The sequence below is a fragment of the Acidimicrobiia bacterium genome, from assembly GCA_035948415.1.
In the GTDB taxonomy this organism is placed as follows: Bacteria; Actinomycetota; Acidimicrobiia; order IMCC26256; family PALSA-555; genus PALSA-555.
Genome location: DASZJD010000084.1, coordinates 1 through 21,768 on the forward strand (window position 1 = coordinate 1; position 21,768 = coordinate 21,768).

At 71.8% G+C, this 21,768-nt stretch carries 24 protein-coding genes; 10 read left to right on the plus strand and 14 right to left on the minus strand.

Annotation, left to right across the window (positions count from 1 at the left end):
• Window positions 1-326: shikimate kinase (locus tag VG869_11540; protein HEV3451823.1), on the minus strand; the 326-nt coding region annotated here is incomplete at its 3' end.
• Between the two features lie 366 nt (window positions 327-692).
• A complete protein-coding gene (locus tag VG869_11545; protein HEV3451824.1) occupies window positions 693-1,397 on the minus strand; it encodes a hypothetical protein in 705 nt (234 codons plus the stop codon).
• Window positions 1,398-2,576: 1,179 nt separating this feature from the next.
• Between VG869_11545 and VG869_11550 the strand changes: the two genes are divergently transcribed.
• The 3 genes from VG869_11550 to VG869_11560 all read left to right on the plus strand — a co-directional run bounded on the left by VG869_11550 (window position 2,577) and on the right by VG869_11560 (window position 6,389).
• Window positions 2,577-4,103: an arylsulfatase gene (locus VG869_11550; GenBank protein HEV3451825.1), complete on the plus strand. Its 1,527-nt coding sequence runs from the start codon at window positions 2,577-2,579 to the stop codon at window positions 4,101-4,103.
• 175 nt (window positions 4,104-4,278) lie between these two features.
• Window positions 4,279-4,995 carry an HAD family hydrolase gene (locus VG869_11555; protein HEV3451826.1) on the plus strand — a complete coding sequence of 239 codons (717 nt, stop codon included), beginning with the start codon at window positions 4,279-4,281 and terminating at the stop codon, window positions 4,993-4,995.
• Complete coding sequence (locus tag VG869_11560) at window positions 4,992-6,389, plus strand: aldehyde dehydrogenase family protein (protein HEV3451827.1); 1,398 nt, start codon at window positions 4,992-4,994, stop codon at window positions 6,387-6,389. The genes VG869_11555 and VG869_11560 overlap by 4 nt, the downstream gene beginning before the upstream one ends.
• A gap of 29 nt (window positions 6,390-6,418) precedes the next feature.
• On the opposite strand, the gene VG869_11565 is transcribed toward VG869_11560, so the two are convergent.
• The 5 genes from VG869_11565 to VG869_11585 all read right to left on the minus strand — a co-directional run bounded on the left by VG869_11565 (window position 6,419) and on the right by VG869_11585 (window position 12,067).
• Window positions 6,419-8,014 carry a sensor domain-containing diguanylate cyclase gene (locus VG869_11565; GenBank protein HEV3451828.1) on the minus strand — a complete coding sequence of 532 codons (1,596 nt, stop codon included), beginning with the start codon at window positions 8,012-8,014 and terminating at the stop codon, window positions 6,419-6,421.
• 107 nt (window positions 8,015-8,121) lie between these two features.
• Window positions 8,122-8,499 carry a VOC family protein gene (locus tag VG869_11570; GenBank protein HEV3451829.1) on the minus strand — a complete coding sequence of 126 codons (378 nt, stop codon included), beginning with the start codon at window positions 8,497-8,499 and terminating at the stop codon, window positions 8,122-8,124.
• 9 nt (window positions 8,500-8,508) lie between these two features.
• Window positions 8,509-9,672, minus strand: a complete 1,164-nt coding sequence (locus tag VG869_11575; GenBank protein HEV3451830.1) for an acyl-CoA dehydrogenase family protein — start codon at window positions 9,670-9,672, stop codon at window positions 8,509-8,511.
• On the minus strand, window positions 9,669-11,372 hold the full coding sequence (locus tag VG869_11580; GenBank protein HEV3451831.1) for an AMP-binding protein: 1,704 nt from the start codon (window positions 11,370-11,372) through the stop codon (window positions 9,669-9,671). The genes VG869_11575 and VG869_11580 overlap by 4 nt, the downstream gene beginning before the upstream one ends.
• A 122-nt stretch (window positions 11,373-11,494) precedes the next feature.
• Window positions 11,495-12,067: a DinB family protein gene (locus tag VG869_11585; protein HEV3451832.1), complete on the minus strand. Its 573-nt coding sequence runs from the start codon at window positions 12,065-12,067 to the stop codon at window positions 11,495-11,497.
• Between the two features lie 65 nt (window positions 12,068-12,132).
• Here VG869_11585 and VG869_11590 point away from each other — a divergent pair, with 65 nt between their 5' ends.
• From VG869_11590 to VG869_11605, 4 genes are all read left to right on the plus strand, one after another.
• Window positions 12,133-12,768, plus strand: a complete 636-nt coding sequence (locus VG869_11590) for a hypothetical protein (GenBank protein ID HEV3451833.1) — start codon at window positions 12,133-12,135, stop codon at window positions 12,766-12,768.
• Window positions 12,765-13,364 (plus strand): nitroreductase family protein, encoded by a 600-nt coding sequence (locus VG869_11595; protein ID HEV3451834.1) that lies wholly within the window; start codon window positions 12,765-12,767, stop codon window positions 13,362-13,364. The genes VG869_11590 and VG869_11595 overlap by 4 nt, the downstream gene beginning before the upstream one ends.
• Window positions 13,365-13,392: 28 nt before the next feature.
• Complete coding sequence (locus tag VG869_11600) at window positions 13,393-13,827, plus strand: VOC family protein (GenBank protein ID HEV3451835.1); 435 nt, start codon at window positions 13,393-13,395, stop codon at window positions 13,825-13,827.
• Window positions 13,828-13,941: 114 nt separating this feature from the next.
• Window positions 13,942-14,313, plus strand: coding sequence for a VOC family protein (locus tag VG869_11605; protein ID HEV3451836.1), 372 nt, complete (start codon window positions 13,942-13,944; stop codon window positions 14,311-14,313).
• Between the two features lie 64 nt (window positions 14,314-14,377).
• On the opposite strand, the gene VG869_11610 is transcribed toward VG869_11605, so the two are convergent.
• Genes VG869_11610 through VG869_11625 form a run of 4 tightly spaced genes read right to left on the minus strand, consistent with a single transcriptional unit; the run spans window position 14,378 to window position 17,129 of the window.
• Window positions 14,378-15,439: a Gfo/Idh/MocA family oxidoreductase gene (locus tag VG869_11610; GenBank protein HEV3451837.1), complete on the minus strand. Its 1,062-nt coding sequence runs from the start codon at window positions 15,437-15,439 to the stop codon at window positions 14,378-14,380.
• Window positions 15,440-15,475: 36 nt separating this feature from the next.
• Window positions 15,476-16,579 (minus strand): hypothetical protein, encoded by a 1,104-nt coding sequence (locus VG869_11615; GenBank protein HEV3451838.1) that lies wholly within the window; start codon window positions 16,577-16,579, stop codon window positions 15,476-15,478.
• Window positions 16,580-16,589: 10 nt separating this feature from the next.
• Window positions 16,590-16,802 (minus strand): hypothetical protein, encoded by a 213-nt coding sequence (locus VG869_11620; protein ID HEV3451839.1) that lies wholly within the window; start codon window positions 16,800-16,802, stop codon window positions 16,590-16,592.
• A gap of 33 nt (window positions 16,803-16,835) precedes the next feature.
• Window positions 16,836-17,129: a hypothetical protein gene (locus VG869_11625; GenBank protein HEV3451840.1), complete on the minus strand. Its 294-nt coding sequence runs from the start codon at window positions 17,127-17,129 to the stop codon at window positions 16,836-16,838.
• Between the two features lie 186 nt (window positions 17,130-17,315).
• Here VG869_11625 and VG869_11630 point away from each other — a divergent pair, with 186 nt between their 5' ends.
• Complete coding sequence (locus VG869_11630; protein HEV3451841.1) at window positions 17,316-18,380, plus strand: phosphotransferase; 1,065 nt, start codon at window positions 17,316-17,318, stop codon at window positions 18,378-18,380.
• Here the strand turns inward: VG869_11630 and VG869_11635 are convergent.
• Genes VG869_11635 through VG869_11645 form a run of 3 tightly spaced genes read right to left on the minus strand, consistent with a single transcriptional unit; the run spans window position 18,361 to window position 20,346 of the window.
• Window positions 18,361-19,002 carry a TIM barrel protein gene (locus VG869_11635; protein HEV3451842.1) on the minus strand — a complete coding sequence of 214 codons (642 nt, stop codon included), beginning with the start codon at window positions 19,000-19,002 and terminating at the stop codon, window positions 18,361-18,363. The genes VG869_11630 and VG869_11635 overlap by 20 nt on opposite strands.
• Window positions 19,003-19,012: 10 nt before the next feature.
• Window positions 19,013-19,918, minus strand: coding sequence for an SDR family NAD(P)-dependent oxidoreductase (locus VG869_11640; protein ID HEV3451843.1), 906 nt, complete (start codon window positions 19,916-19,918; stop codon window positions 19,013-19,015).
• Between the two features lie 5 nt (window positions 19,919-19,923).
• The gene (locus tag VG869_11645; GenBank protein ID HEV3451844.1) at window positions 19,924-20,346 is read right to left on the minus strand and encodes a MaoC/PaaZ C-terminal domain-containing protein; all 423 of its coding nucleotides are present in this window, start codon (window positions 20,344-20,346) and stop codon (window positions 19,924-19,926) included.
• A 68-nt stretch (window positions 20,347-20,414) separates the two neighbouring features.
• Between VG869_11645 and VG869_11650 the strand changes: the two genes are divergently transcribed.
• Window positions 20,415-21,107, plus strand: coding sequence for a helix-turn-helix domain-containing protein (locus VG869_11650; protein ID HEV3451845.1), 693 nt, complete (start codon window positions 20,415-20,417; stop codon window positions 21,105-21,107).
• A 35-nt stretch (window positions 21,108-21,142) separates the two neighbouring features.
• Complete coding sequence (locus VG869_11655) at window positions 21,143-21,706, plus strand: hypothetical protein (protein HEV3451846.1); 564 nt, start codon at window positions 21,143-21,145, stop codon at window positions 21,704-21,706.
• Window positions 21,707-21,768 lie beyond the last annotated feature (62 nt).

Genomic DNA, 21,768 nt, shown 5'->3' on the forward strand with positions numbered 1-21,768 from the left:
GCGAGCCGTGCCGGGCTCGACCCGAACGATGGGCGGTCACCAGGAGCACGCAGACGCGCATCCAGGGCGTCAGGCGTCGCATGGAGCCAGAAGACGAAGGCGTCCGACCGGAGGCGGGCACGGGCGCGTGGGGCCGTCACAACGGACGCCGCGGCCGCCACAACGTCTGGGCCCTCGCGCGCCAAGTTCTCCAGCAGAATGTCGACCTCGCGCTCGTGGAGTCGAGCCGCGCCCTCATCGATCGCGATCGCCCCGGCCGTGCGGCCCTCACGATCCACCAACCCCTCGTCGTTGTCCCTGAATGGCCAACCGAGGCTCGCCGCCACGAGACGCCCCACAGTGCTCTTACCGGCACCCATGGTACCGACGAGGACGACATGGCGTTCCAACTTCAACTCCCGCGCGAGTCACACCGGATGGGCCCTTGCACGGCGGCGATGACCTCACGCCGACGTGACCACCCCTTGTTCGTCAACCAGTGACCGGGATCCTGCACTCATCTTGCCATCGGCCGGAGAACTCGGTAGACGTCGCTTCCCGCTCCGCTTCGGGACTCCGAGAACCAACGGATCGAGGCGCGAACAAGGCACCAACGGCACCGGCACCCGGTCGTGCATACATGGGACTCAAGATGACTGGCGTCAGATCCTCAATCAGCTTCTTGTGCAGTGCCATCCCTCACTCCTTACGGCTTATGCCATCGCCGGGACGGCGGTGGTGTGCGTACGTTCGGGTAGGAGCAGCACGGCACCGACAAGGAAGGCCATGCCACCGAGGAACGTCCCCAAGTTCATCAGGGCGACGTTCCGGGGCTGGTCGCTCGCGGGGACGATGTGCGACGCAGCGGCCGAGACGCCGAACGCGATCGATCCGGCCAGATTGAGCCCGGCAATCCACCACGACAAGACGCGCGGACGCCACGACCACCGACAGTGCGACACCTCGGCCCACGCGAGCCAGCTCGCGACAAGGAAGCACAACGACCCGACGACGTCGGGTCTCCACACGAGACGATTGGTCTGTGTCGCTGAGAGCTGGTGGGACATCGCCGCAAGCGTGCTGCGGTTGAAAAATAACGTGCCGGCGAGCTGCACGAGAGTCGCCCACCAGTCGATGCGTCGGGGCTCCCATATCAACCAACGACGGTCTGCTCCCGTGTCGCCAGACAGGCTGCCGGGCGCATTCCCGACCTCGAAGTACTGCAGACATGCGGCGCTCGTGAAGAAGAGCGATCCAATGAAGAACGTGATGCCGTCGCCTGCTCCCCCGACAGCGTCTACGTACCCTGGCGCGGCACCAAGCACGAAGCACAGCGACCCGAACGCGAACAGAATGCCGATCCACCAGCCGATCGCTCCCGGAGCCCACCATGTCGAGCCGCTCCCCTGGTCGAGCAATGAGTGCAGCTTCCGCTGTTCTCGCGACGTCCCAGTGTTATTCATAACATCAGGACGCAGGAAACTGGCGAGTGACGAACGGGCCCGGCTGCGCCTCGTCAGGGCGCGTCCGGCCGGTCGGAGCCTCGGCTGCCGACAGCCGGGGGGCACTCTCTTCAGTCGATGTGTTCGTAGTTCACCGCGCCGCGGTCGAGCCTCCGGGACGCATTCATACCCCCGCAGACTGTGGCACAACTGTGGAGCCCGAACCAGATCCCAGTTCGCGTACCGCCGCGTGGGCATTGCGGTTCCGTCAGGCGATGTGGCAGTGGATCATGCGTGATTGCTCCGAGTGGGAGTGCTGGTCGGTGCTGTCGAGGGCGAGATAGCACAGGCGGCGAATTGGGCTTCGACGCGGTTGGGCCAGCTCGCATAGAGCGGGATGTAAGCGAACTTGAACCATCCCAGGGCGGTTCAGTAGGGGAACGCGCCTGCGGCGAGTATGTGGTTGGGGACTTTCATTGACGGCTGTGCGATCGAAGGGACAAACTCAAGGGCGCCATTCGGCCTATAAGTGTGTTCGTCTTCCTGGCCTCTGGACCCCGGGCTGGGCCGTCAGCAGTGGAGGCGGAGGCATGCCTGGCGGTCATCGCGACCACTTACATTTGACTCAGCCGGCTCAGCGTTTCCGCACTGGCTCGCCGCACGAAGAAGGCAAGGCAGCAAGCCCACGGTTGCTCAACACCAAACTCGAGCCACCTCCCCTGCCGGCACATGTGGTTCGTTTCTTCGGGCACCGCTTTCACCGCGCCTGGCGGGTCGCGCTTCTCACCGGCGGTCCCGGCGCCGGCAAGACCCTCGCTGCTCGACATCGTTCGAACAGGCCACCGGTTCCCTCGCAGGGTGGCTCACGCTCGAGTCGAGTGATGACAATCCAGCGCGGTTCTGGCGTTACGTCGTGGCCATGCTCGAGGGCGCGGCGGACGCTGAGTTCCCGGAAGTTAGCGCGCCCGTCTAAGTCGAGTGCCGAGGATCAATTCTTGTTGGCCTTGCCGAACGAAATCGCAGCCCTCGCCACCAAAGTGCTTCTGGTACTCGACGACCTCCACGATCCGCGTCCCAGTCAGTTTCAGGCAGCTTGCCTTCTTCCTATCCGCCGACCCCCAAGTCCAAATGAACTGACCCAAAGGGAGTGTCGTAGTGGCTGAGAAACGACCAAACATCCTGGTTCTGTTCGGCGATGACATCGGCTGGTGGAACATCAGCTACAACAGCCGTGGCCAGATGGGCTACCACACGCCGAACATCGACCGCATAGCCAACGAGGGCATCGCCTTCACCGACTACTACGGACAGCAGAGCTGCACGGCGGGACGGGCTGCGTTCATCACGGGGCAGAATCCGATCCGTACGGGACTGACGAAGGTCGGCATGCCCGGGGCCGACGTCGGCTTGCAAGCCGAAGACCCGACCATCGCCGAGATGCTCAAGCCGCTTGGCTACGCGACCGGCCAGTTCGGCAAGAACCACCTAGGCGACAAGAATGCGTACCTGCCGACCGCGCATGGGTTCGACGAGTTCTTCGGCAACCTCTATCACCTGAACGCAGAAGAGGAGCCGGAACTTCCGGACTATCCCACGGACCCGTCCTTCAGGGAACGCTTCGGACCACGAGGCGTCATGCACAGCTGGGCGACCGATACCGAAGACCCGACCGACGATCCACGATGGGGCAAGGTCGGCAAGCAGAAGATCGAGAACACGGGTCCGCTCACGATCGAGCGCATGGGAACCGTCGACGACGAGATCACCGAAGCCGCGTTGGGATGGATCGACAAGACACACCAGGAAGGGAAGCCGTTCTTTCTCTGGTACAACACGACGGCCATGCACTTTCGCACCCATATCACCGAAAAGACGCGGGGAAAGAGCGACGGACAAGGCGATTATGCCGACCGGATGGTCGAGCACGACGAGAACATCGGCAAGATGCTCGACAAGCTCGACGAACTCGGCATTGCCGAAGAGACCATCGTCATCTATACCACCGACAACGGGCCGCACTACAACAGCTGGCCCGACGGCGGAATCACCCCATTCGCGCACGAGAAGGACACAAACTGGGAAGGCGCGTGGCGCGTGCCCGCGTTTGTGCGTTGGCCTGCAAAGCTCGAGGCGGGCACTGTGCTCAACGGCATTGTCACCCACCAGGACTGGGCGGTGACGCTCCTCGCTGCCGCCGGAGTGCCCGATATCAAGGACAAGCTCCTCCACGGCTACGAGATGGACAGCAAGACTTTCAAGGTCCACCTCGACGGATGGAACATGCTCCCGTACTTCATGGGAGACGTCGCTGACAGCCCGCGTCCGTTCTTCTTCTACTTCAGCGACGACGGAGACGTCATCGCAGTCCGCTTCGGGGACTGGAAGATGACGTTGAGGGAGCAGCGTGCCAAGCAGCTGAGCTGCTGGATCGAGCCGTTCGTACCGTTGCGCATCCCGCACATTTTCAACCTTCGGCGCGACCCCTTTGAACGCGCACTCGAGAACTCGAACACCTACTACGACTGGATGCTCTCCCACGCCTTCCTGCTCTACGAGATGCAGGCGATCGTGGCCGGGCAAGCTCAGGAGTTCACCGAGTTCCCGCCGCGCCAGAGGCCAGCTTCGTTCAATTTGGACGCGGTGATGGCACAGGTCACGACGGCATTGACCGAGCACCACTAGCTAGGCCGTCGGACAGAAGTGACACCAAGTGGCTTTACTCGAACTGGCGGCCCGGCAGGCCGCCAAACACCAGTGCGTGGACTCTCGTCGTCGGGGACCGTCGAAATTGATGGGATGCTGATGGGATCCGGTCGGCGCGTCCGTGCGGGAAAGCCCCGCTGACGTGCGAGGATAGGTGGGGACTGTCAGCGCGATCCTCTTCGACTTCTACGGAACGCTCGCCGAGGCGACCCAGTGGGTCTCCATCGACGTGGTGCTCGCCGAGCACGGGTACGAGCTCCCGGTTGACGTTCGGGACCGGTGGTGGAACGACGGCATCGACGGGATCGAGCACCTCGAGCATTCCCATAGCCGTGACCACTACGTGGCCTGGCAACGCGAGCGGCTCCTCGGGATGCTCTCCGAGACGGACGTGCACCCGGGCGAGTACGAGGTGATCCTCGAGAAGCTGCGCCAGGGGACCGAGACGAGGGTGCTCGAGCCGTACCCCGACGCGCACCCGGTGCTCGATGCACTCCGCCGCTGCGGCACCGCCCTCGCGATCTGTTCGAACTGGGACTGGGACCTGCTCGACGCACTCGAGGAGGTGGGGGTGCGAGACCGCGTCGACGTGGTCGTGTCGTCGGCGTGGGCCGGCGCTCGGAAGCCTCACCCACGGATCTTCGAGCACACCCTGGACAAGCTCGGTGTCGGTGCTGCCGACGCACTGTTCGTGGGCGACACCTGGGGGCCCGACGTCGTCGGTCCTCGGGCCGTCGGGATGACGGCCCTGTACCTTCGGCGGGAGGGCCGTTGGCCCGACGACGCCGCACCCGACGACCCGGCGGCCGAAGGGGTCCCGTCAGCCCCCGACCTCACCGCCGTGCTCGACCTCGTGGAGGAGGGGGCATGACCACCGCCACCAGCACGCGCGCCCGGCTCGACCTACCCGACACCGTGGCCCGGCTGCGGGCCACCTTCGAGTCGGGACGGACCCGACCGCTCCGCTGGCGCCGCGACCAGCTCGAGGCCCTGCGGGCCATGCTCGTCGAGCGCGAGGCCGACCTGCTCGCGGCGCTGAAGGCGGACCTCGGGAAGCCCCCGACCGAGGCGTGGGCCACCGACGTGGGGTTCGTGATCAGCGAGATCACCCACGCCCTGCGACACCTCCGAGCGTGGTCCCGTCCGGAGCGGGTCTGGGCCCCGATGGTCACCCGACCGGCGTCGGCCCGCATCGTTCGCGAGCCGGTCGGCGTGGCGCTCGTGATCGCACCCTGGAACTACCCGGTCCAGCTGCTGCTCTCGCCGCTCGTCGGCGCCCTCGCGGCCGGGAACTGCGTGGTCGGCAAGCCCTCCGAGGTCGCCCCGGCCACCGCCGCCGCGCTGGCGGAGCTGCTCCCGAAGTACCTCGACACCGACGCCGTCGCCGTCGTCGAAGGTGGCGTCGCCGAGACCCAGGCGCTCCTCGCGCAGCGATTCGACTACATCTTCTATACGGGCAACGGTCGTGTGGGGCGGATCGTCATGGAGGCGGCCGCCCGGCACCTCACGCCGGTGACCCTCGAACTCGGCGGCAAGAGCCCAGTCATCGTCGACGACGACACCGATCTCGCCGTCGCGGCGCGTCGCGTCGCGTGGGGCAAGTACCTCAACGCGGGACAGACCTGCATCGCGCCCGACTACGCGCTGGTCGTCAAGGGCCGCGAGGACCAGTTCGTCGAGCACGTGCGTCGCGCCATCTTCGACTTCTACGGTGCCGACCCGAAGGCGAGCCCGGACTACGGGCGCATCGTGAACGACCAGCACCTGCGCCGGCTGGCCGGTCTCCTCGAAGGTGGCCAGCCGACCGTCGGCGGCGGCGTGGACGAGGCGGATCGCTACGTCGCCCCCACAGTCCTGCAGCGAGTCCGCGAGGACGCGCCGGTGCTCCAAGACGAGATCTTCGGCCCGATCCTCCCCGTGGTGCCCGTCGACGACGTGGATGCGGCCGTCGCCTACGTGAACGCGCACGAGAAGCCTCTGGCGCTCTACCTCTTCACCCGCTCGCACGCCACGCGGGACCGGGTGCTCGAGCAGACGACGTCTGGCGGCGTGGCGGTGAACGCCACCATGTACCAGGTCGCGGTCCCGGGGCTGCCGTTCGGGGGCGTCGGGCCGAGCGGCATGGGCGCGTACCACGGCAAGGCCAGCTTCGACACCTTCAGCCACGCCAAGAGCGTGCTCCGCAAGCCGGGGAAGCCCGACCCCGCGCTGGCCTATCCGCCGTACACGGCCACGAAGGACCGGCTGATCCGTCGGTTCCTGTAGCGACCGCCCACGCTCGCGAGCGACGCGGGTCAGTGCGCCGAGCGACGGTCGCGCTTGGCCGCGTACATCGCCGCGTCGGCCGCCGAGACGAGCGCGTCGGCCGTGGCCTCACGCCGCCCCGCGTACGCCACGCCGACGCTGGCGCGGAGCTCGATCGGCGAACCCCCGATCCGGAGCTGACCCTGGACCGCCGCCGCGATGCGATCCGTGATCGTCTTGGCCTCGTCGGCCCCGGCCACGTCAGGGCACACGACGAGGAACTCGTCGCCGCCGAGCCGGCCGACGAAGTCGCCGTGCCGAACCGCCCGGGTCAGACGCTCCCCCACGACGATGAGCAGCTCGTCGCCCACCGCGTGCCCGTGCCGGTCGTTCACGGCCTTGAAGTTGTCGAGGTCCACGAAGATCACGGCCGTGTAGCCGTCGTCGCCCTGGGCGAGCGTCGCCTCGAGCGAGCTCATCACCGTCGCTCGGTTCAGACACCGCGTGAGCATGTCGATCGTCGCTCGTCGTTCGAGCTCGGCTTGCAGCTGGGCGCTCTCGGTCACGTCCTCGAGCGAGACGATCGCTCCCGTCACCGCCCCCTCGTCGGTGAGGGCACGCACGCGGGCCAGGCACCGGCGGAGGCTCTGGTCGCCGTGGCGCTGGACCTGGACCTCGAGATCAGCGTCGGCGCCGTCGCCGACGGCGGCCGCGATCGCGGCGCGGAAGGCGGCCCAGTCGTCGCGAACGACGGCGCCGAACTGCGCGTCGACCGCGTCCGAAGGGGGCTGGCCCAGGATCTCCTCAAGCCGGGCGTTGGTGTACACGACCGCGCCGTCGCGGTCGATTTGAACCAGCCCGCTCGGGAGCGCCTCCGCGAGGCGTCGGAACAGCTCCTCGCGCTGGCGCAGCGCCTCCTGGGCCCCGACCTCGTCGGACACGTCGATCATCTCCGCGGCGACGAAGGCCCGGCTCGGGTCGTCGAGGAAGTTGTGGTTCGTGACCTCCAGCCACACCCACGACCCGTCCGACCGACGATGGCGAAGCCGGACCCGCGGCCCGTTGTCGCCCGCGGCCAGCATCGCCATCCAGGCCCGAATCGCACGCTCCTGGTCGTCGGGGTGGATCAGCTCCAGCGACCTGCGGCCGACGAGGTCGTCGGCCGCCCAACCCAGGATCTGGCTCAGGGCCTCGTCGACGTCGACGAACACGGCCGCCTCGTTCTTCCGTGCCCGCGCCAGCCGAGGCGGCGACGCGTCGACCTCGACGCCCGCGGCGAGGGTCTCACGGGCGCTCGGCCCGATGAGGACGCCGAGGTACACGCCGTGGCGATGCCGAGCGTCGAAGTAGTGGACGACGACTCGCTCGTGTGGAGCTGCGGCCAGTCGCACGACCGCTCGGCCCGCGCCCGTCGTCCGCGTCCGCTCCCACGCCTCGATGATGCGCTCCCAGTCCTCGGGGACGACGAAGTCCATCGCCGAGCGGCCGGGGAGCGTCCCGTGGCCGTTGCGGGTCAAGGAATCGGGGATCGGGACGAAGATCCCGTCGGCGCCGATGGCGGCGATGAGCGCCGTGGGCTGCTGCTCGAGCAGGGCTTCCCAGCCGACCTCGAGGGCGGCCTCGTCGAACAGGGGCGGCCCGTCCATGGAGGATTCTTCGACCTCGGGGCCGTGCCCCTTGACGCCGAGGAGGCCGGCGCCCGAAGGCCCGAGGACCGGCCCCGGCGGGGGCGCGGGCGCCGTGCTCGGGGCGGTCAGTCGTAGGCGCGCAGCTCGATCGTGTTGTCGTCGGGGTCGCGGACGTAGAGGCTCGTGGCGTACCCGCGGGCGCCGAACAGCCCGCCGACGGGCCCGTCGCCGACCACGTCGAAGCGTCCCGAGGCGGCGAGCACGCCGAGGTCCGTGGGCTCGAGGACCAGGCAGAGGTGGTCCACGTTCACGCCGGAGCGATCGGCGGCGAGGAGGTCGATGATCGTGGCGTCGTCGACGCGCACCGACGGGAACGGGGCGGTGCCGGCCCGCCACTCGTCGACGCGAACGGGCTGGAGCCCGAGCTCCTCGACGTACCAGTGGAGCGACCGATCGACGTCCTGGCAGTTCAGGACCACGTGGTCGAGCCCGCGGACGCGCACCATCCGCGTCTACCCCCGCGGCAGCCCGAGGATGCGCTCGCTGACGATGTTCTTCTGCACCTCGGAGGTCCCGCCGGCGATCGACGCCGCGCCGCTCCAGAGCCACTGGCGCTGCCACTTGCCGCCGCCGGGCAGGTCGTGCGCGCCGCGCCAGAGGGGCGCGGCCTCGCCGCAGAGCTCGACGGCGTGGCTCGAGAGGTGCTGGGTCATGTCGCTCCACGCCAGCTTGACCCAGCTCGTCTCGGGTCCGGGCTCGGTGCCGCGGGCGAGCCGCGAGAGGGTTCGCCAGTTGTGCAGCCGGAGGACTCGCAGCTCGACGAACGACTGGGCGAGCCCGTCGGCGGCCTCGACGCGGTCGAGGACGCCCTGGTCGTGGGCCAGGCGGTAGAGCTCGTCGAGGTACGCCTCGTGGACGACCTGCTCCTTGAAGGCGAAGACGGTGCCGCGCTCGTGGGACAGGGTCGTGCTGGCGACCATCCAGCCCTGGTGCAGGCCGCCGACGAGCTGGTCGGCGGGCACGTACACCTCGTCCAGGAACACCTCGTTGAACTCGGCCTCGCCGGTGAGCTGGACGAGCGGGCGAACGTCCACGCCGGGGCTGTCGAGGTCGATGACCAGGTACGAGATCCCGCGGTGCGGGGGTCCGTCGGGGTCGGTACGGGCCAGGCAGATCCCCCACCGCGACCACTGGGCGTAGCTCGTCCACACCTTCTGGCCCGACACCAGCCAGCCGCCCTCGACGGCGGTGGCCCGGGTGGCGAGCGAGGCGAGGTCCGAGCCGGCGCCCGGCTCCGAGAACAGCTGGCACCACAGCTCGCTGGCGTCGAGGATCGCCGGCAGCCAGCGGTGCTTCTGCTCGTCCGTGCCGAAGGCCAGGAGCGTCGGGCCGACGTTGTTGACGCCCACCCGGTTCACCGGCTGGGGGGCCCGTGCGCGCGCGTACTCCATGTTGAGGATCGCCACCTGCACCGGCGACGCGCCCCGCCCCCCGTACTCGACGGGCCACTGGATCCCGACCCACCGGTCCCGAGCCAGCGTGGCCTGCCAGCGGCGACCCCACTCGACCTCCTCGTCGAGCGAGTCGAACGGCGCCGGCAGCTCGAGGTGCTCGGCCATCCAGGCCCGGACCTCAACGGCGAAGGCCTGCTCCTCGGCCGTGAAGGCCAGGTTCACAGGTCCCAGAAGCGGGCCCGGCCGTGCTGGACGAAGGACCGGTGGAGCTCCTGTTCGTCGGCGGCGGTGAAGGCGCGATAGGTCGCGTCGTGGCGGCCGCGAACGAAGACGGGGTCGTCCCCGACGCGGTCGTGGCGCCACTTCTGGTGCACGAGGGCGCGCTTCACGATCTTGTTCGTGCCCGTCGTGGGCGGGTCCCGCAGCACCCGCACGTACCGCGGCCGCCACTTCGGCCCGACCGCGCCCTGGGCGTCGAGCCACGCCGCGAAGGCGTCGGGGTCGAAGGCGGCGCCCGGCGCGACGACGAGCCCAGTCATGACCTGGTCGCCGGCCTGGTCGTCGGGCACCCCGTAGACGGCCGCGAGCACCACCGACGGGTAGCGCGCGATCGCCGACTCGACGGGCTGGGCCGGGAAGTTCTCGCCGTCGACGCGGAGCCAGTCGGCGTTGCGCCCCGCGAAGTAGAGGTAGCGGTCCTCGTCGAGGTAGCCGAGGTCACCGGTCCAGTACCAGCCGAACCGGAGCGTGCGCTCGTTGGCGTCCGCGTTGTTGTAGTAGCCCTCGAAGGGCCCGGCGCCGGCGGTGTTGACGATCTCGCCCACGCACGCGTCGGCGTTCAGCAGCGTCCCGTCGGGGCCGAACCGGGCAACCGCCAGCTCGCGGCCGTCGTCGTCGACGACCTTGACGTGCTCGGCGACCTGCCCGAGGGCGCCCGCCCGCGCTTCGACCTCCCGGTTCACCGCGACCCCGCCCTCGGTCGCCCCGTAGGCGTCGATGACGTCGACGCCGAAGCGCCGGGCGAACGTGTCGACGATCTCCGGCGCCCCCTCGTTCCCGAACGCGACCCGCAGGGGATTGTCGGCGTCGTCGGGCCGCTCGGGTGTGGCCAGGAGGTAGGCGAGGGGCTTCCCGGTGTAGTTGAAGTACGTGGCGCCGTATCGGCGCACGTCGGCGAGCCACCGGGAGGCGCTGAAGCGCCGGGCCAGGCCGACGGACGCGCCGCACACGATCGATGGGGCCCAGCCGACCATCAGCGCGTTGGAGTGGAACAGCGGCATGCAGACGTAGCCGACGTCCTCGGCGCTGAGGTCCATGATGATCGTCATGCGCGTGCCGGTCACGAGGAAGCGCCGCTGCGTGCAGATCACCGCCTTCGGGGCGTCGGAGGTGCCCGAGGTGAAGATGAGCGCCCACCGGGTGTCGGGATCGGGCTCGAGACCCGGGTCCTCGTCGGGGGCGTCGGGGAGGGCCGCCGCGAGGTCCTCACCGAGCCGGGCGGGTGGGTCGTCGTCGTCGGCGAACCGGCGGCTCGTCAGCACCGCCGGCAGCCGGTCGGCGATCGGCTCGAGCAGCGTGACGTGACGGGGCTCGGTGATCACGAGCCCGCAGTGCGTGTGGGTGAGGTCGCGCAGCAGGTGCTCGCCGCGGCGGGTGTGGTTGAGGCCGACGACCGTGGCCCCGATGAGGGCGGCGGCGCCGAGGGTGAAGAGGTAGTCGGGCGTGTTGTCGAGGAGGACGCCGACGTGCGCGGGCGACCCGGGGTCGAGCCGGCCGCGCAGCAGCTCGGCGAAGCGCCGGGACTCGTCGAGGACCTCGGCGTGGCTCCAGACCTGGTCCCCGAACTTCACCGCCGGCCGGTGCGCCCGGTCGGGGTCGGCGGCGTTCCCACGCAGCAGCGCGGCCGCGTTTGCCGCGGGCATAGGCGCCTCGCCCGGCGCTGGCACCCGGCGGCCGCGCAACGAGCCCCCGGGCGCTGACACGTCGGTCAGGTTACCGGCCGGCCCTGGCGGCGTCGGCGGCCCGCGCCGTCCGAGCGCCGGCGCTACGCGGTCCGGCCGTCGCGGCGCGCCGCCCGCAGGGCCCGCCCGATGTCGAGCAGGTGATGCTGGCCCTCGTGCACGACGTTGCGAGCCATCCAGTCGACGCTCATGTCGAGGTCCTCGCGCACGCCGATCCGCGACCAGCCGTCGGCGGGGACCGCCTCGAGCTCGGCGGCGAGCGCGGCGGCGCGGGCGGCGAGCTCGTCCCCGACGACGCTGGGGTCCTGGCGGTTGTACGCCTGGTCGACCGCCCGCTGGTCCCGGTTCATCCTCGGAAACGACGGCCGGTCCTCGGCCAGCGTGACGCGGATGCGGGCTTCGTAGAGCGCGAACGAGTCGCGCACGTGGCACGCGTACTCGAGGGCGGACCAGCGCCCCGGGGCCGGCCTCGACCGGAGCAGCCGCTCCAGGTCCTCGCCGGGCAGGGAGCGCTCCATCGGGACGCGGTACCGCGGTGGGAGGGCTCGAACCGTCGCCGCGCTGGCGGCCGGGGCGCAGTCGTCGTAGGCGAACCCGCACTCGGGACAGACGAAGCCCGGCTCGGGCCGGGTCCACGGGCCGTCGGCGATGCTCATCGTGCTCGGCGCAGCGTACGCGCGCCCCGGCCGGGGTCACGAACACGTTCCTAGACTCGCCCGCGATGGAGGACCGTCGCACCGCCGGGCTGTACCTCGAGATGGTCGACGGGCCCGCAGGGGCGTACGTCGACGCGCGCGTCCCCGCCGTCCTCGAGGTTCCCGGCGTCCAGCGGGCGACGTGGTGGCAGAACGCCCGGCCCGGCCGCGACGACCTGCCCCGCGTGCTGCCCGAGTTCGGGCTCCTCGGCGCGTACGAGGTCGAGGACGGGTTCTCGCCACCCGCCTGCCCGGCCGGCGTCGCCGGTCATCACTTCCGGCGCACGCCGCGACCGGGTCAGGGGCGGCTCACCGGAGGGCCGACGGTCGGCCTGTCCCTCGTGCTCATCAGCCCGCGCGACCCGACGCGAGCCCAAGAGCTGCGCGACTGGGCCGACTTCGTGCACATTCGCCACATCGCGGAGGCGGCGGTGCCCGGCTACACCATGATCACGCCGTACGAGCACGTGGACGGCGGCGACCCGCGGTTCCTGCACTTCTACGAGATGGACACCGAGGATCCCGAGGCGTCCTTCCAGGCCATGACGCCGCTCGTGCGCGAGCGCCTCGACGGCCCGGCGTTCGGGGCCTGGGCGGGACACGAGACCCTGCGGATCATGTACGTCAACAGCTTCCGGCGCGTCGGTGCGCGTGCCGCGTGACCGACTTCTTCGACGTCGTCCGCTCGCAGCGCGCCTGCCGCGCCTTCGCGCCAGCGCCGGTCGACGACGCCACGCTGGCTCGAATCCTCGACGCGGCCACCTACGCGCCCAGCGCCGAGAACCGCCAGCCGTGGGTCTTCGTCGTCGTGCGCGACGCGGCGCTGCGGGGGCACGTGCACGACCTGACCCAGCGGGCCTGGGAGGACGGCGGCCGGGACTTCGCCACCCGCCGGCTGACGTCGGGGCTCCTCGCCGACGTCGAGCACGGGATCGCGGGGGGCGGCTACCGGGCGGCCCCGGTGCTCGTCGTGGTCGCCGCCGACACCGATCGGTGCCACCCGGCCACCGTCCCGGCCTCGATCTTCCCCGCGGTCCAGAACCTGTGCCTGGCCGCGCAGGCGCTCGGGCTGGGGTCGGCGCTGACCACCCTCACCACCACCTTCGCGGTCGAGCTCGGCGCCCTCCTCGAGCTCCCGGCCCCCGTGGTGGCCCAAGCCGTCGTCCCGGTCGGCCACCCCGCCCGACGCCTCGGGCCGCCACGACGCGAGCCGTTCGCGGCGCACGCGTTCCGAGACCGCTTCGGCGTGCCGTGGTGAGCACGCCGCCGGGCGGTCGGGGTTGAAGGTGGCCGTCGACGGGATCCTGCACCTGTCGCTCCCGGTCCGCGACCTCGCCGAGGCGCGTGCCTTCTACGTCGACGTGCTCGGCTGCCGGCCCGGCCGACGCCGCGAGCGCTGGGCCGACGTGTGGTTCTTCGGGATGCAGCTCACGCTCCAGGACCAGCCGGACGCGGTCGTGCCCGAGTCGGAGCGCGGCGCTCGCCACTTCGGGGTGACGCTGCGCCGCGACCAGCTCGACGCCCTCGTGCGGCGCCTGCGCGCCCACCCCGTGCGATGGGTGCGCGAGCCGACGACCGACTACGCCGGCACGTCGCAGGAGCAGACGAAGGCGATGATCCTCGACCCGAGCGGCAACGCGATCGAGCTGAAGGCGTACGTCGACGCGCCGGCCGCGCTCGAGACGCCGGCGGCGGCGTGGCGCCCCGGTCGGAGCCCGTGACCCCTACCGGAGCGTCAGCCGGCGGCACGACCGATGAGTCTCGGCCCGACCGGTCGTCGAATCCCAGCACGAGCACGAGGCGCCGGCCCCCCGGCGCGGAAGGAGCCACCCACCATGGGCCAGCCCGTCGTCCACTTCGAGGTCATCGGGACCGACGCCGAGAAGCTGCGGTCGTTCTACGCCGACCTCTTTGACTGGAAGATCAACGCCGACAACCCGATGAACTACGGGCTCGTCGACCGCGAGAGCAACGTCAACGCCGACGGCGTCGGGATCGGCGGCGGCATCGGGGCCGGACCCGAGGGGTATGCGGGGCACACCACCTTCTACGTCGAGGTGCCCGACGTCGAGGCCGCGCTGAAGCGGGCCGAGAGCCTCGGCGGCACTCGGATGATGGGCCCGGAGACCGTCATGGACCAGCTCGTGATCGGCCAGTTCGGCGACCCCGAGGGCCACGTCGTCGGGGTCGTCCACTACCTGTCGTAGCGCGGCGCGGCCCCCCGAGCCGCCCGCCGCCGGCCGCCTCGCGAGCCGAGTCCGGCGGCCGGGCTCAGACCGCGACCGTCGCGCCGCTCGCCGCCGCCGACGCCCGGATGGCGTCGAGGACCCGCATCTCGGCGACCCCGTCGACGAAGCTCGGCAGCGGCACCGCGGCTGACGGCGCGCGTCCCTCGACGCCGGCCCGCAGCGCCTCGCAGAGGCGGGTGAAGGGGCCGAGCTCGAGGTGGGTGAAGCGGTGCCGGGGGTCCGCGCTCGCAGGCGGCGGCTCGGGGAGCGCGAGGTCGGGCGGGATCTCGAGGCGCCGGCTCCCCGCCGCGTCGGCGATCCAGGCCTCGGATCCGTCGACCCAGGCGCTGCCCCGGGTGCCGGCGACCCGCGTCAGCCCGCTGACGGGGCCCCACGCCGCGGCGGTCTGCTGGAGCACTCCGTCGACACCGGCGCGGAGCCGGAAGCGCACCGTGAAGGTGTCCTCGGCCACCCCCCGCCGGTCGGACACGGTCGGCAGGCGGGCGCTGACCTCGGCGAACTCGCCGAGCCACGCCCGCACCTGGTCCACGACGTGCGAGCCGGACGCGCCGAGCCAGCCGCCACCGGCGGTGGCGTCGAACCACCACCACGGTGTGGGCGCGTCCGGCGCGGCGACGAGGGGCACGAACTGGACCAAGGAGGCCAGCCGCACCTGGCCGAGGCGACCCTCGGCGATGGCGCGCCCGACCACGGCCCGCTCGGGGGCGAACCGGAACTCGTGCCCGACGAGGTGCGTCACGCCCGCGCGCTCGGCCGCTCGCAGCATCGCCGCGGCCTCCGCCTCATCGAGCGCGAACGGCTTCTCGCAGAGCACGTGCTTGCCCGACTCAGCGGCGGCGATGGCGATCGGCGCGTGGGCGTTCGGCGGCGTCGCGATCGTCACCGCGACGACGTCCGAGCGGGCCAGCGCCGCGTCGACGTCGGTCAGCGCGTGCGGCACGTCGACCCGGTCGGCCCGGCGGCGGGTTCGCTCGGCGTCGCGGCCGACCAGCGCGACGATCTCGAACCCGGCGGCCCGGAGGGCGGGGACGTGGACCCGGGTTCCGAACCCGGTCCCGACGACGGCGGCGCCCGGTCGGCTCACCCGACGGCGGGACGAGCCGTCGCCCCAGTGTCCACGTCAGAACGGTCGGGTCACCGCGCGCGTCGGCCCGAAGCTGTGGAGGGCGAGCGCGTGCAGGTTCCCGAGGCCGCCGCAGACCATCACGAGCATGTGGGTCGGGTCCTCCACGAGGTGCACCATCCCCTCTCGGTCGACCCGACCGTGCTCGTGCGCCTGCTGCTGGTGCGGCGCCGGCCACCAGGTCACCGGCAGGGCCGCGTGGGTCCAGAGCCGCTCCTGTACGTCCTCGATCGCCGGGTAGGCGGCGGCGATGAGGTCGGCCCACGGCGGCGCCAGGCAGACCATGATCTCGGCCCCGTGGTACCCCGAGATGAACGCGTTGGTGCCGGGGAAGGCGAGCGACTTGCCCACGATCTCGAGCAGGTCGACGCCGTTGTCGGCGACGATGTCGGCCACGTCGATCGTGCCGGTGCAGCCGTGCACGGTGACCGCGTCGCCGGGCACGCCGCGGCGCGCCGCCAGGGGCGCCCACGGCGATCGCTCCTCCCACTCTCCGACGACGATGCCGGCGACGCGCCCGGGCGAGCCGAACACGCTCTTCGAGGAGACGCCGACGACCTGACCGCCGATGTTGCGCATGACGAGGCGGGTGGCGCGCCCGATCGCGGGGCCAGGCCCGGCCTGGCCGCCGAAGCAGCCGGCGTCGTACGGGACGCCGAGGCGGTCCCGGCTCGGCCCGTTCACGAACAGGCCGGGGACCACGCACGACGTCGTGGTGTTGAGCGCGAAGAGGTTCAGGATCGGGTCGGCCATGGCCTCGATCGACGCGCAGAGCAGCGGCATGGCGTCGGCCGGCATCCCGGCCATCACCGCGTTGATCGCCACCTTCTCGACCGTCGCCCGCCCGTTGCGGGGCGGCAGGTCGCAGAGGCACTCGTCGGGGAAGCGGCCCGAGCTGGCGACGTGCCCGCGGACCCGCGCCTCGGTGGGCGGGATGAGGGGGAGGCCGTCGCCCCAGCCGGCGTCGGTGGCCAGCTTCGTGAAGGCGGCCGGGTCGTCGTCCACCTCGAGGCGGGCGCTCGCCAGCCACTCGATCGTGCAGCCCTCGGGGCCGCAGTCGACGCGCGACGCGATGCGGCTCCCGGTCACCGGTCGCGCCACCCGCCCACGCTCACCCCGACGCGCCGATGGTGGCGAGCAGCGCCGGCCAGTGCTCGGCGGCGATGGCCCGCACGTCGGCCTCGCGACGGGTCTCGAGCGGGTACGGCAGCACGTGGACGCGCAGCCCGCCCCGCCCGGCGTTCGCGGCCATCGTGTGGGCCAGGGACTCGAACTCTGCGGTTACGACGACGACCGCCGTCTTCCCCTCGCGGGCGGCGGCCACGGTGTCGTGGACGCTCCACGAGGTGCAGGAGCCTCAGTTGCCCAGCCCGACGATGGCCACGTCGACGTCGGCGGCGAAGTCGTCGAGCTCGCGGAACGTCCGCTCCCCCGCCTCGCCGATGCGGTTCCCGGCGGTCCAGACCCGAACCGTCGCGCCCGCGGCGTCGAGGTCCTTCCGCCACTCGTCGATGACCCACTCCCACGACTGCCACGTCTCGTCGGTGCGCAGCCCGACGCGGCGACCCGCCAGCGGCCCCGCGTCGGGACCCGGGTCGGGCGACACCTCGGGTGGCGCGGCCGTCGGGTCGAGGATGGTGATCTTTGCCATCGCGTCTCGCCTCTCGTTGGTGCGCTCCCGATCGTAGTGAGCGGCCGCAGCCGTCGCGACCAGCCACGACGCGCCGGTTCGCTGCCATGATGGGGCCGCCGGCGGAGGAGCGCGCGTGCGAGCAGTCGACCAACCCGAGCCCCGCCGCGCCGCGCCGGGCGACGACCTCCGGCTCGGCGCCGGCCGGTGACCGCCGCCGCGCCCCCGCTCGGCGTCGACGAGCTGACGGCGCCGTGGCTGGCCGGCGCGCTCGGCGCCCCCGTCACCGACGTCGAGGTGCTCGACGCCCACTCGGGCACGACCGGGCGCGTGCGCCTGGCCGTCACCTACGAGGGCGGGGCGACGAACGGGCCGGCGTCGGTGTTCGTGAAGCTCGCGCCCTTCGACGAGCGCCAGCGGCGCTTCGTCGACGCCGTCGGGCTCGGCGTGGCCGAGGCGACCTTCTACCGGGACGTCGCCGCCTCGACCCCGGTGCGCGTCCCCCGGGTGTGGCACGCCGCCGTCGACGGGGGCCGCTACGTGATGGTGCTCGAGGACCTGGAGGCGAGCGGGTGCCGCTTCCCCCGTCCCGACGACGCCGACGTCGGGGAGCTCGCCGGCCGGATCGTGGACGAGCTGGCGGCCCTCCACGCCCGGTTCTGGGGATCGGAAGCGCTGCGAACGGGCCCGCTCGCGTTCGTCCGCCAGGGCGCCCGGCTCGCCTTCGGCGGCGGCGGCCCGTTCATCGCCCGCGCCGTGGACCGGTTCGCGGCCGAGATGCCGCCGGTGTTCACCCGCCTCGGGGAGCTGTACGTCGCCCGGGCACCCGAGATCGCGTCGCTCTTCGAGGTCGAGCCCCGCACCCTCGCCCACGGCGACCCGCACCTCGGCAACCTCTTCGTGGACGGGCACCGGCCGGGGTTCTTCGACTGGGGGATGGTCATGGCCCGGGCCGGCATGTGGGACGTCGCCTACGTGCTGTGCGGGTCGGTGCCGACCGAGGTCCGCCGCGCCCACGAGCAGGCGTGGATCCGCCGCTACCGGGACGGCCTGGCCGCCGGCGGCGTGGCGCTCGACGCGGCGACGGCGTGGGATCAGTACCGGCTGTTCGCGGTGTACGCGTGGGCGTCGGCGACGTCGACGGCCGGCGTCGGGGAGCGCTGGCAGAGCGCCGCGGTCGGGCGCGGCGGGATGGCCCGGGCCACGGCCGCCGTCGACGACCTCGACGCCGTCGCCTACCTCGAGCGCCGGCTCACGGCGGCGCGCCCATGAGGGCGCGGACGCGCGCGGTGAGCGCCTGCGCCCAGCCGAGCGGATCCGCGAGCGGCCAGCCGTACTCGGGCAGGTCGAAGTACTCGACCGACAGCCGGCCCCGGTAGTCGAGGGCGTCGAGTCGGGCGAGCACGGCGCCGAAGTCCACGACCCCGGTGGGGTCGTCGACGTGCACCTGGGTGGCGCCGGGGCGACCCTGGCGCAGCTGGACGTGGTCGGCGTGCTCGAGCAGCTCGAGCGGGTCGCCGCCCCAGTCGGCGACGTGGCCGGTGTCCACGAGCAGCCGCAGCCCCGGCACCTCGGCCCGCATGGCCTCGACGGTCTCGCGGGAGCACACGGTGGCGCCGGCCCAGGGCTCGAGCAGCGCGCCGGGCGCGTCGCGGAACCAGCGCACGGTCCGCTCCCACATGCCGGGCCCGGCGCGCGGCGCCGGCGTCGAGCACCACCCGGGCTGCGGCTTCGGGAACGCGGTCGGGCAGCCGACGGGCAGCGCCAGCGTCGCGGCGTCGACGTCCACGACCACGTCGATGTGCTCGTAGCCGAGGGCGGCGGCCCGGCGGGAGCTCTCCGACGGTGACGCCGGACCGAACACCAGGTCGAGCACGCCGAGCGGGTATCGCACCCGGCGCCCCCTACTTCGACTCGCCCTGATACTCCATCCCCGACGGCATGACCATGCCGACGGTCTGGAGGTGCTGGCCCAGCACCTGGTCGAAGTGCTCGGCGACCAGCTCCGGCGTCCAGCCCCCGTCCCGCCACATGAACGCGATCTGCTTCGGGTGCTGGAACAGCGTGTAGGCGAAGTCGGTGCGCCCGAGGATCTGGCCGTTCACGTGCCCGGCCCGCTCCGAGGCGATGAACACCACGAGCGGGGCGTTCAGCGCCGGGTCCTGCTCGGGCGGCGGCGCCGACCCGGACCGCTCGAACAAGGCCGCGGTCATGCGGGTGGCGCCGGCGGGGGCGACGGCGTTCACGGTAATGCCGTACCGGCCCAGCTCGAGGGCCCAGATGAACGTGAGGCCCATCAACGCGGCCTTCGCGGCGCCGTAGTTCGTCTGACCGAAGTTGCCGCGCAGCCCGGCCGAGCTCGTGATGTTGATGATCCGCCCGTACCCGGCCTCGCGCATGGCCGCGGCGGCGTGCCGGGCGCAGTTGAACGAGCCCTTGAGGTGCACCGCGAGGACGGCGTCGAAGTCCTCCTCGGTCATCTTCGTGAGCGTCCGGTCGCGGACGATCCCGGCGTTGTTGACGAGGATGTCGAGCTGCCCGAAGGCGTCGATTGCGCTGCCGACGATGCGGGCGGCGCCGTCGAAGTCGGTGACGGAGTCGTGGCTGGCGATCGCCTGACCGCCGAGGGCGTCGATCTCGGCGCACACCTGGCTCGCCGGGTCCTCGCCCGTCCCGCCGCCGTCGAGGGTCGCGCCGACGTCGTTGACCACGACCCGGGCGCCGGCGCGGGCCATGGCGAGGGCGAACTCGCGGCCGATGCCGCGACCGGAGCCCGTGACGACGGCGACGCGCCCGTCCAGGAGCCCCACGGCGCTCAGGCCGCCGCGGTGGCGGTGCCGGTCAGCACCTCGACGCCGTCCTGGTTCGTCACCGCGCAGGCCAGGTCGACGAGGCGCTCGCCGCCCTCCTCCCGCTTCCCGGTGACCGTGGCGGTGCAGGTGAGCGTGTCGCCAGGCCACACCTGCTTCGCGAACCGGACCTGGAACCGTCGCATCGCGGTCGGGCCGAACCAGTCCTTCACGACCCGAGCCATGAGGCCGGCGGTGAGCATCCCGTGGCCGAACACCGACGGGTTGCCGACCGCGGTGGCCACGGTGTCGTCGTGGTGCATGGGGTTGAAGTCACCGGAGGCGCCGGCGTAGCGCACGAAGTTCGTGCGGGTGAGCGAGTCGACGACGAGCGGCGGGGCGGCGTCGCCGACGTGCAGCGCGTCGAACGTCGGGGCGGCCGCGGGCACGCGCGGAGCGTATCGCGGCGCCCGGAAACCTGACACGGCCGTCAGGCAAAGTACGCTCCGCGTCCGCGATGACCCCTCGGGACGGCGCCGCGGCGCGGCCCGCGGGCCGGTCCGCCGCCGGCCCCGGCTCGGGACGGGAGCTGCGCGCCCGCGGCCAGCGGACCCTGCGCCGGCTGCTCGACGCCGGCGCGGCGGTGTTCGCCGAGCGCGGGCTCCACGCCGCCCGGGTCGACGACATCGTGAAGGCGGCCCAGACCTCGCACGGCACCTTCTACCTCTACTTCGCCAGCAAGGAGGACCTGTTCCGCGCCTTGGCCGAGGACGTGGCGGCGTCGATGGCGGCGCTGGCCCGGCAGCTGCCTCCGCTGAACCCGGACCGAGACGGTTACGCCGCGCTCGTCGACTGGCTGGGCCGCTTCACCGACCTCTACGCGCAGCACGGGGCGCTGCTGCGGACCTGGACCAAGGCCGAGATCGCGGACACCGAGCTGGGGCGGGTCGGCGACGACCTCGTCGCCCAGTTCGCGCGGGAGTTGGCGACGCGCGTGCGGGCGGCGGCCCCGGACCTCGACGCACGGGTGGCGGCCTTGGCCCTGGTGGCGATGATCGAGCGCGCGGTCTACTACCAGCAGGCCGAGCAGGTCCGCGCCGACCGGGACGAGCTGGTGATCACGCTGGCGGCGGTGACGCACGCGAGCCTGTTCGGTGCCGCCGCCCGAGGGGTGACTGCCGAGGCGCCAGACCCGGTGCTACGTTCCTGACGCCAGCGTCAGCAATGACAGACCCAGGGGGGAGCATGAGGAAGACGTGTGCGGTCCTCGCCGCGGTCGGGCTCGTCGCCACGTTGATGGCGGCCCTGGCCGGGCCGGCGGGCGCGAAGGGTTCACCCGGTGGGCAGCCACCGAAAGAGAGCAAGTGCTCGAGCAAGTCCCAGAAGGGCATCGTGTACTCGATGACGCAGTTCCTGACCCAGCCGACGGCGGCCGGCAAGACCGCCTACGTGCAGGGCGGGTCGGCGCTCACGACCGTGATCGACCAGACCTTCACTGCGGCGAAGACTGCCGGGCTCGTCAAGGACACCCAGGACGACATCCCCGCGGGGATCGCCCCGAAGTGCACGGGCAAGACCACGGCCAGCTTCACCTACGACCTGCAGTACAAGGACAAGGCGACGGGGACGACGCAGGCGCCACTCGGCCTGCACAACGCTGGGGGTGCCGTCCTCGTGAAGGGCCACTGGCTCATCACCGCGCAGACGGTGTGCGACCTCACGGCGCTGTTGGGCATGGCCATCCCGAACTCGCCCTACGGCAACCAGTGCTACCAAGCCGCTGGGCTGCCGGTCCCGCCGCCCTCGTAGACGGCTCCCTGCGACGCTGAGACGGTGATCGGGCCGCTCGCCCTTCGGGGCGGGCGGCCGGT

Coding starts and splice junctions, on each gene's coding strand:
- VG869_11590 (HEV3451833.1), top strand. CDS start 12,133: ATGGAGGACCGTCGCACCGCCGGGCTGTACCTCGAGATGGTCGACGGG.
- VG869_11605 (HEV3451836.1), top strand. CDS start 13,942: ATGGGCCAGCCCGTCGTCCACTTCGAGGTCATCGGGACCGACGCCGAG.
- VG869_11655 (HEV3451846.1), top strand. CDS start 21,143: ATGAGGAAGACGTGTGCGGTCCTCGCCGCGGTCGGGCTCGTCGCCACG.
- VG869_11625 (HEV3451840.1), bottom strand. CDS start 17,129: ATGGCAAAGATCACCATCCTCGACCCGACGGCCGCGCCACCCGAGGTG.
- VG869_11580 (HEV3451831.1), bottom strand. CDS start 11,372: ATGCCCGCGGCAAACGCGGCCGCGCTGCTGCGTGGGAACGCCGCCGAC.
- VG869_11650 (HEV3451845.1), top strand. CDS start 20,415: ATGACCCCTCGGGACGGCGCCGCGGCGCGGCCCGCGGGCCGGTCCGCC.
- VG869_11565 (HEV3451828.1), bottom strand. CDS start 8,014: ATGGACGGGCCGCCCCTGTTCGACGAGGCCGCCCTCGAGGTCGGCTGG.
- VG869_11585 (HEV3451832.1), bottom strand. CDS start 12,067: ATGAGCATCGCCGACGGCCCGTGGACCCGGCCCGAGCCGGGCTTCGTC.
- VG869_11560 (HEV3451827.1), top strand. CDS start 4,992: ATGACCACCGCCACCAGCACGCGCGCCCGGCTCGACCTACCCGACACC.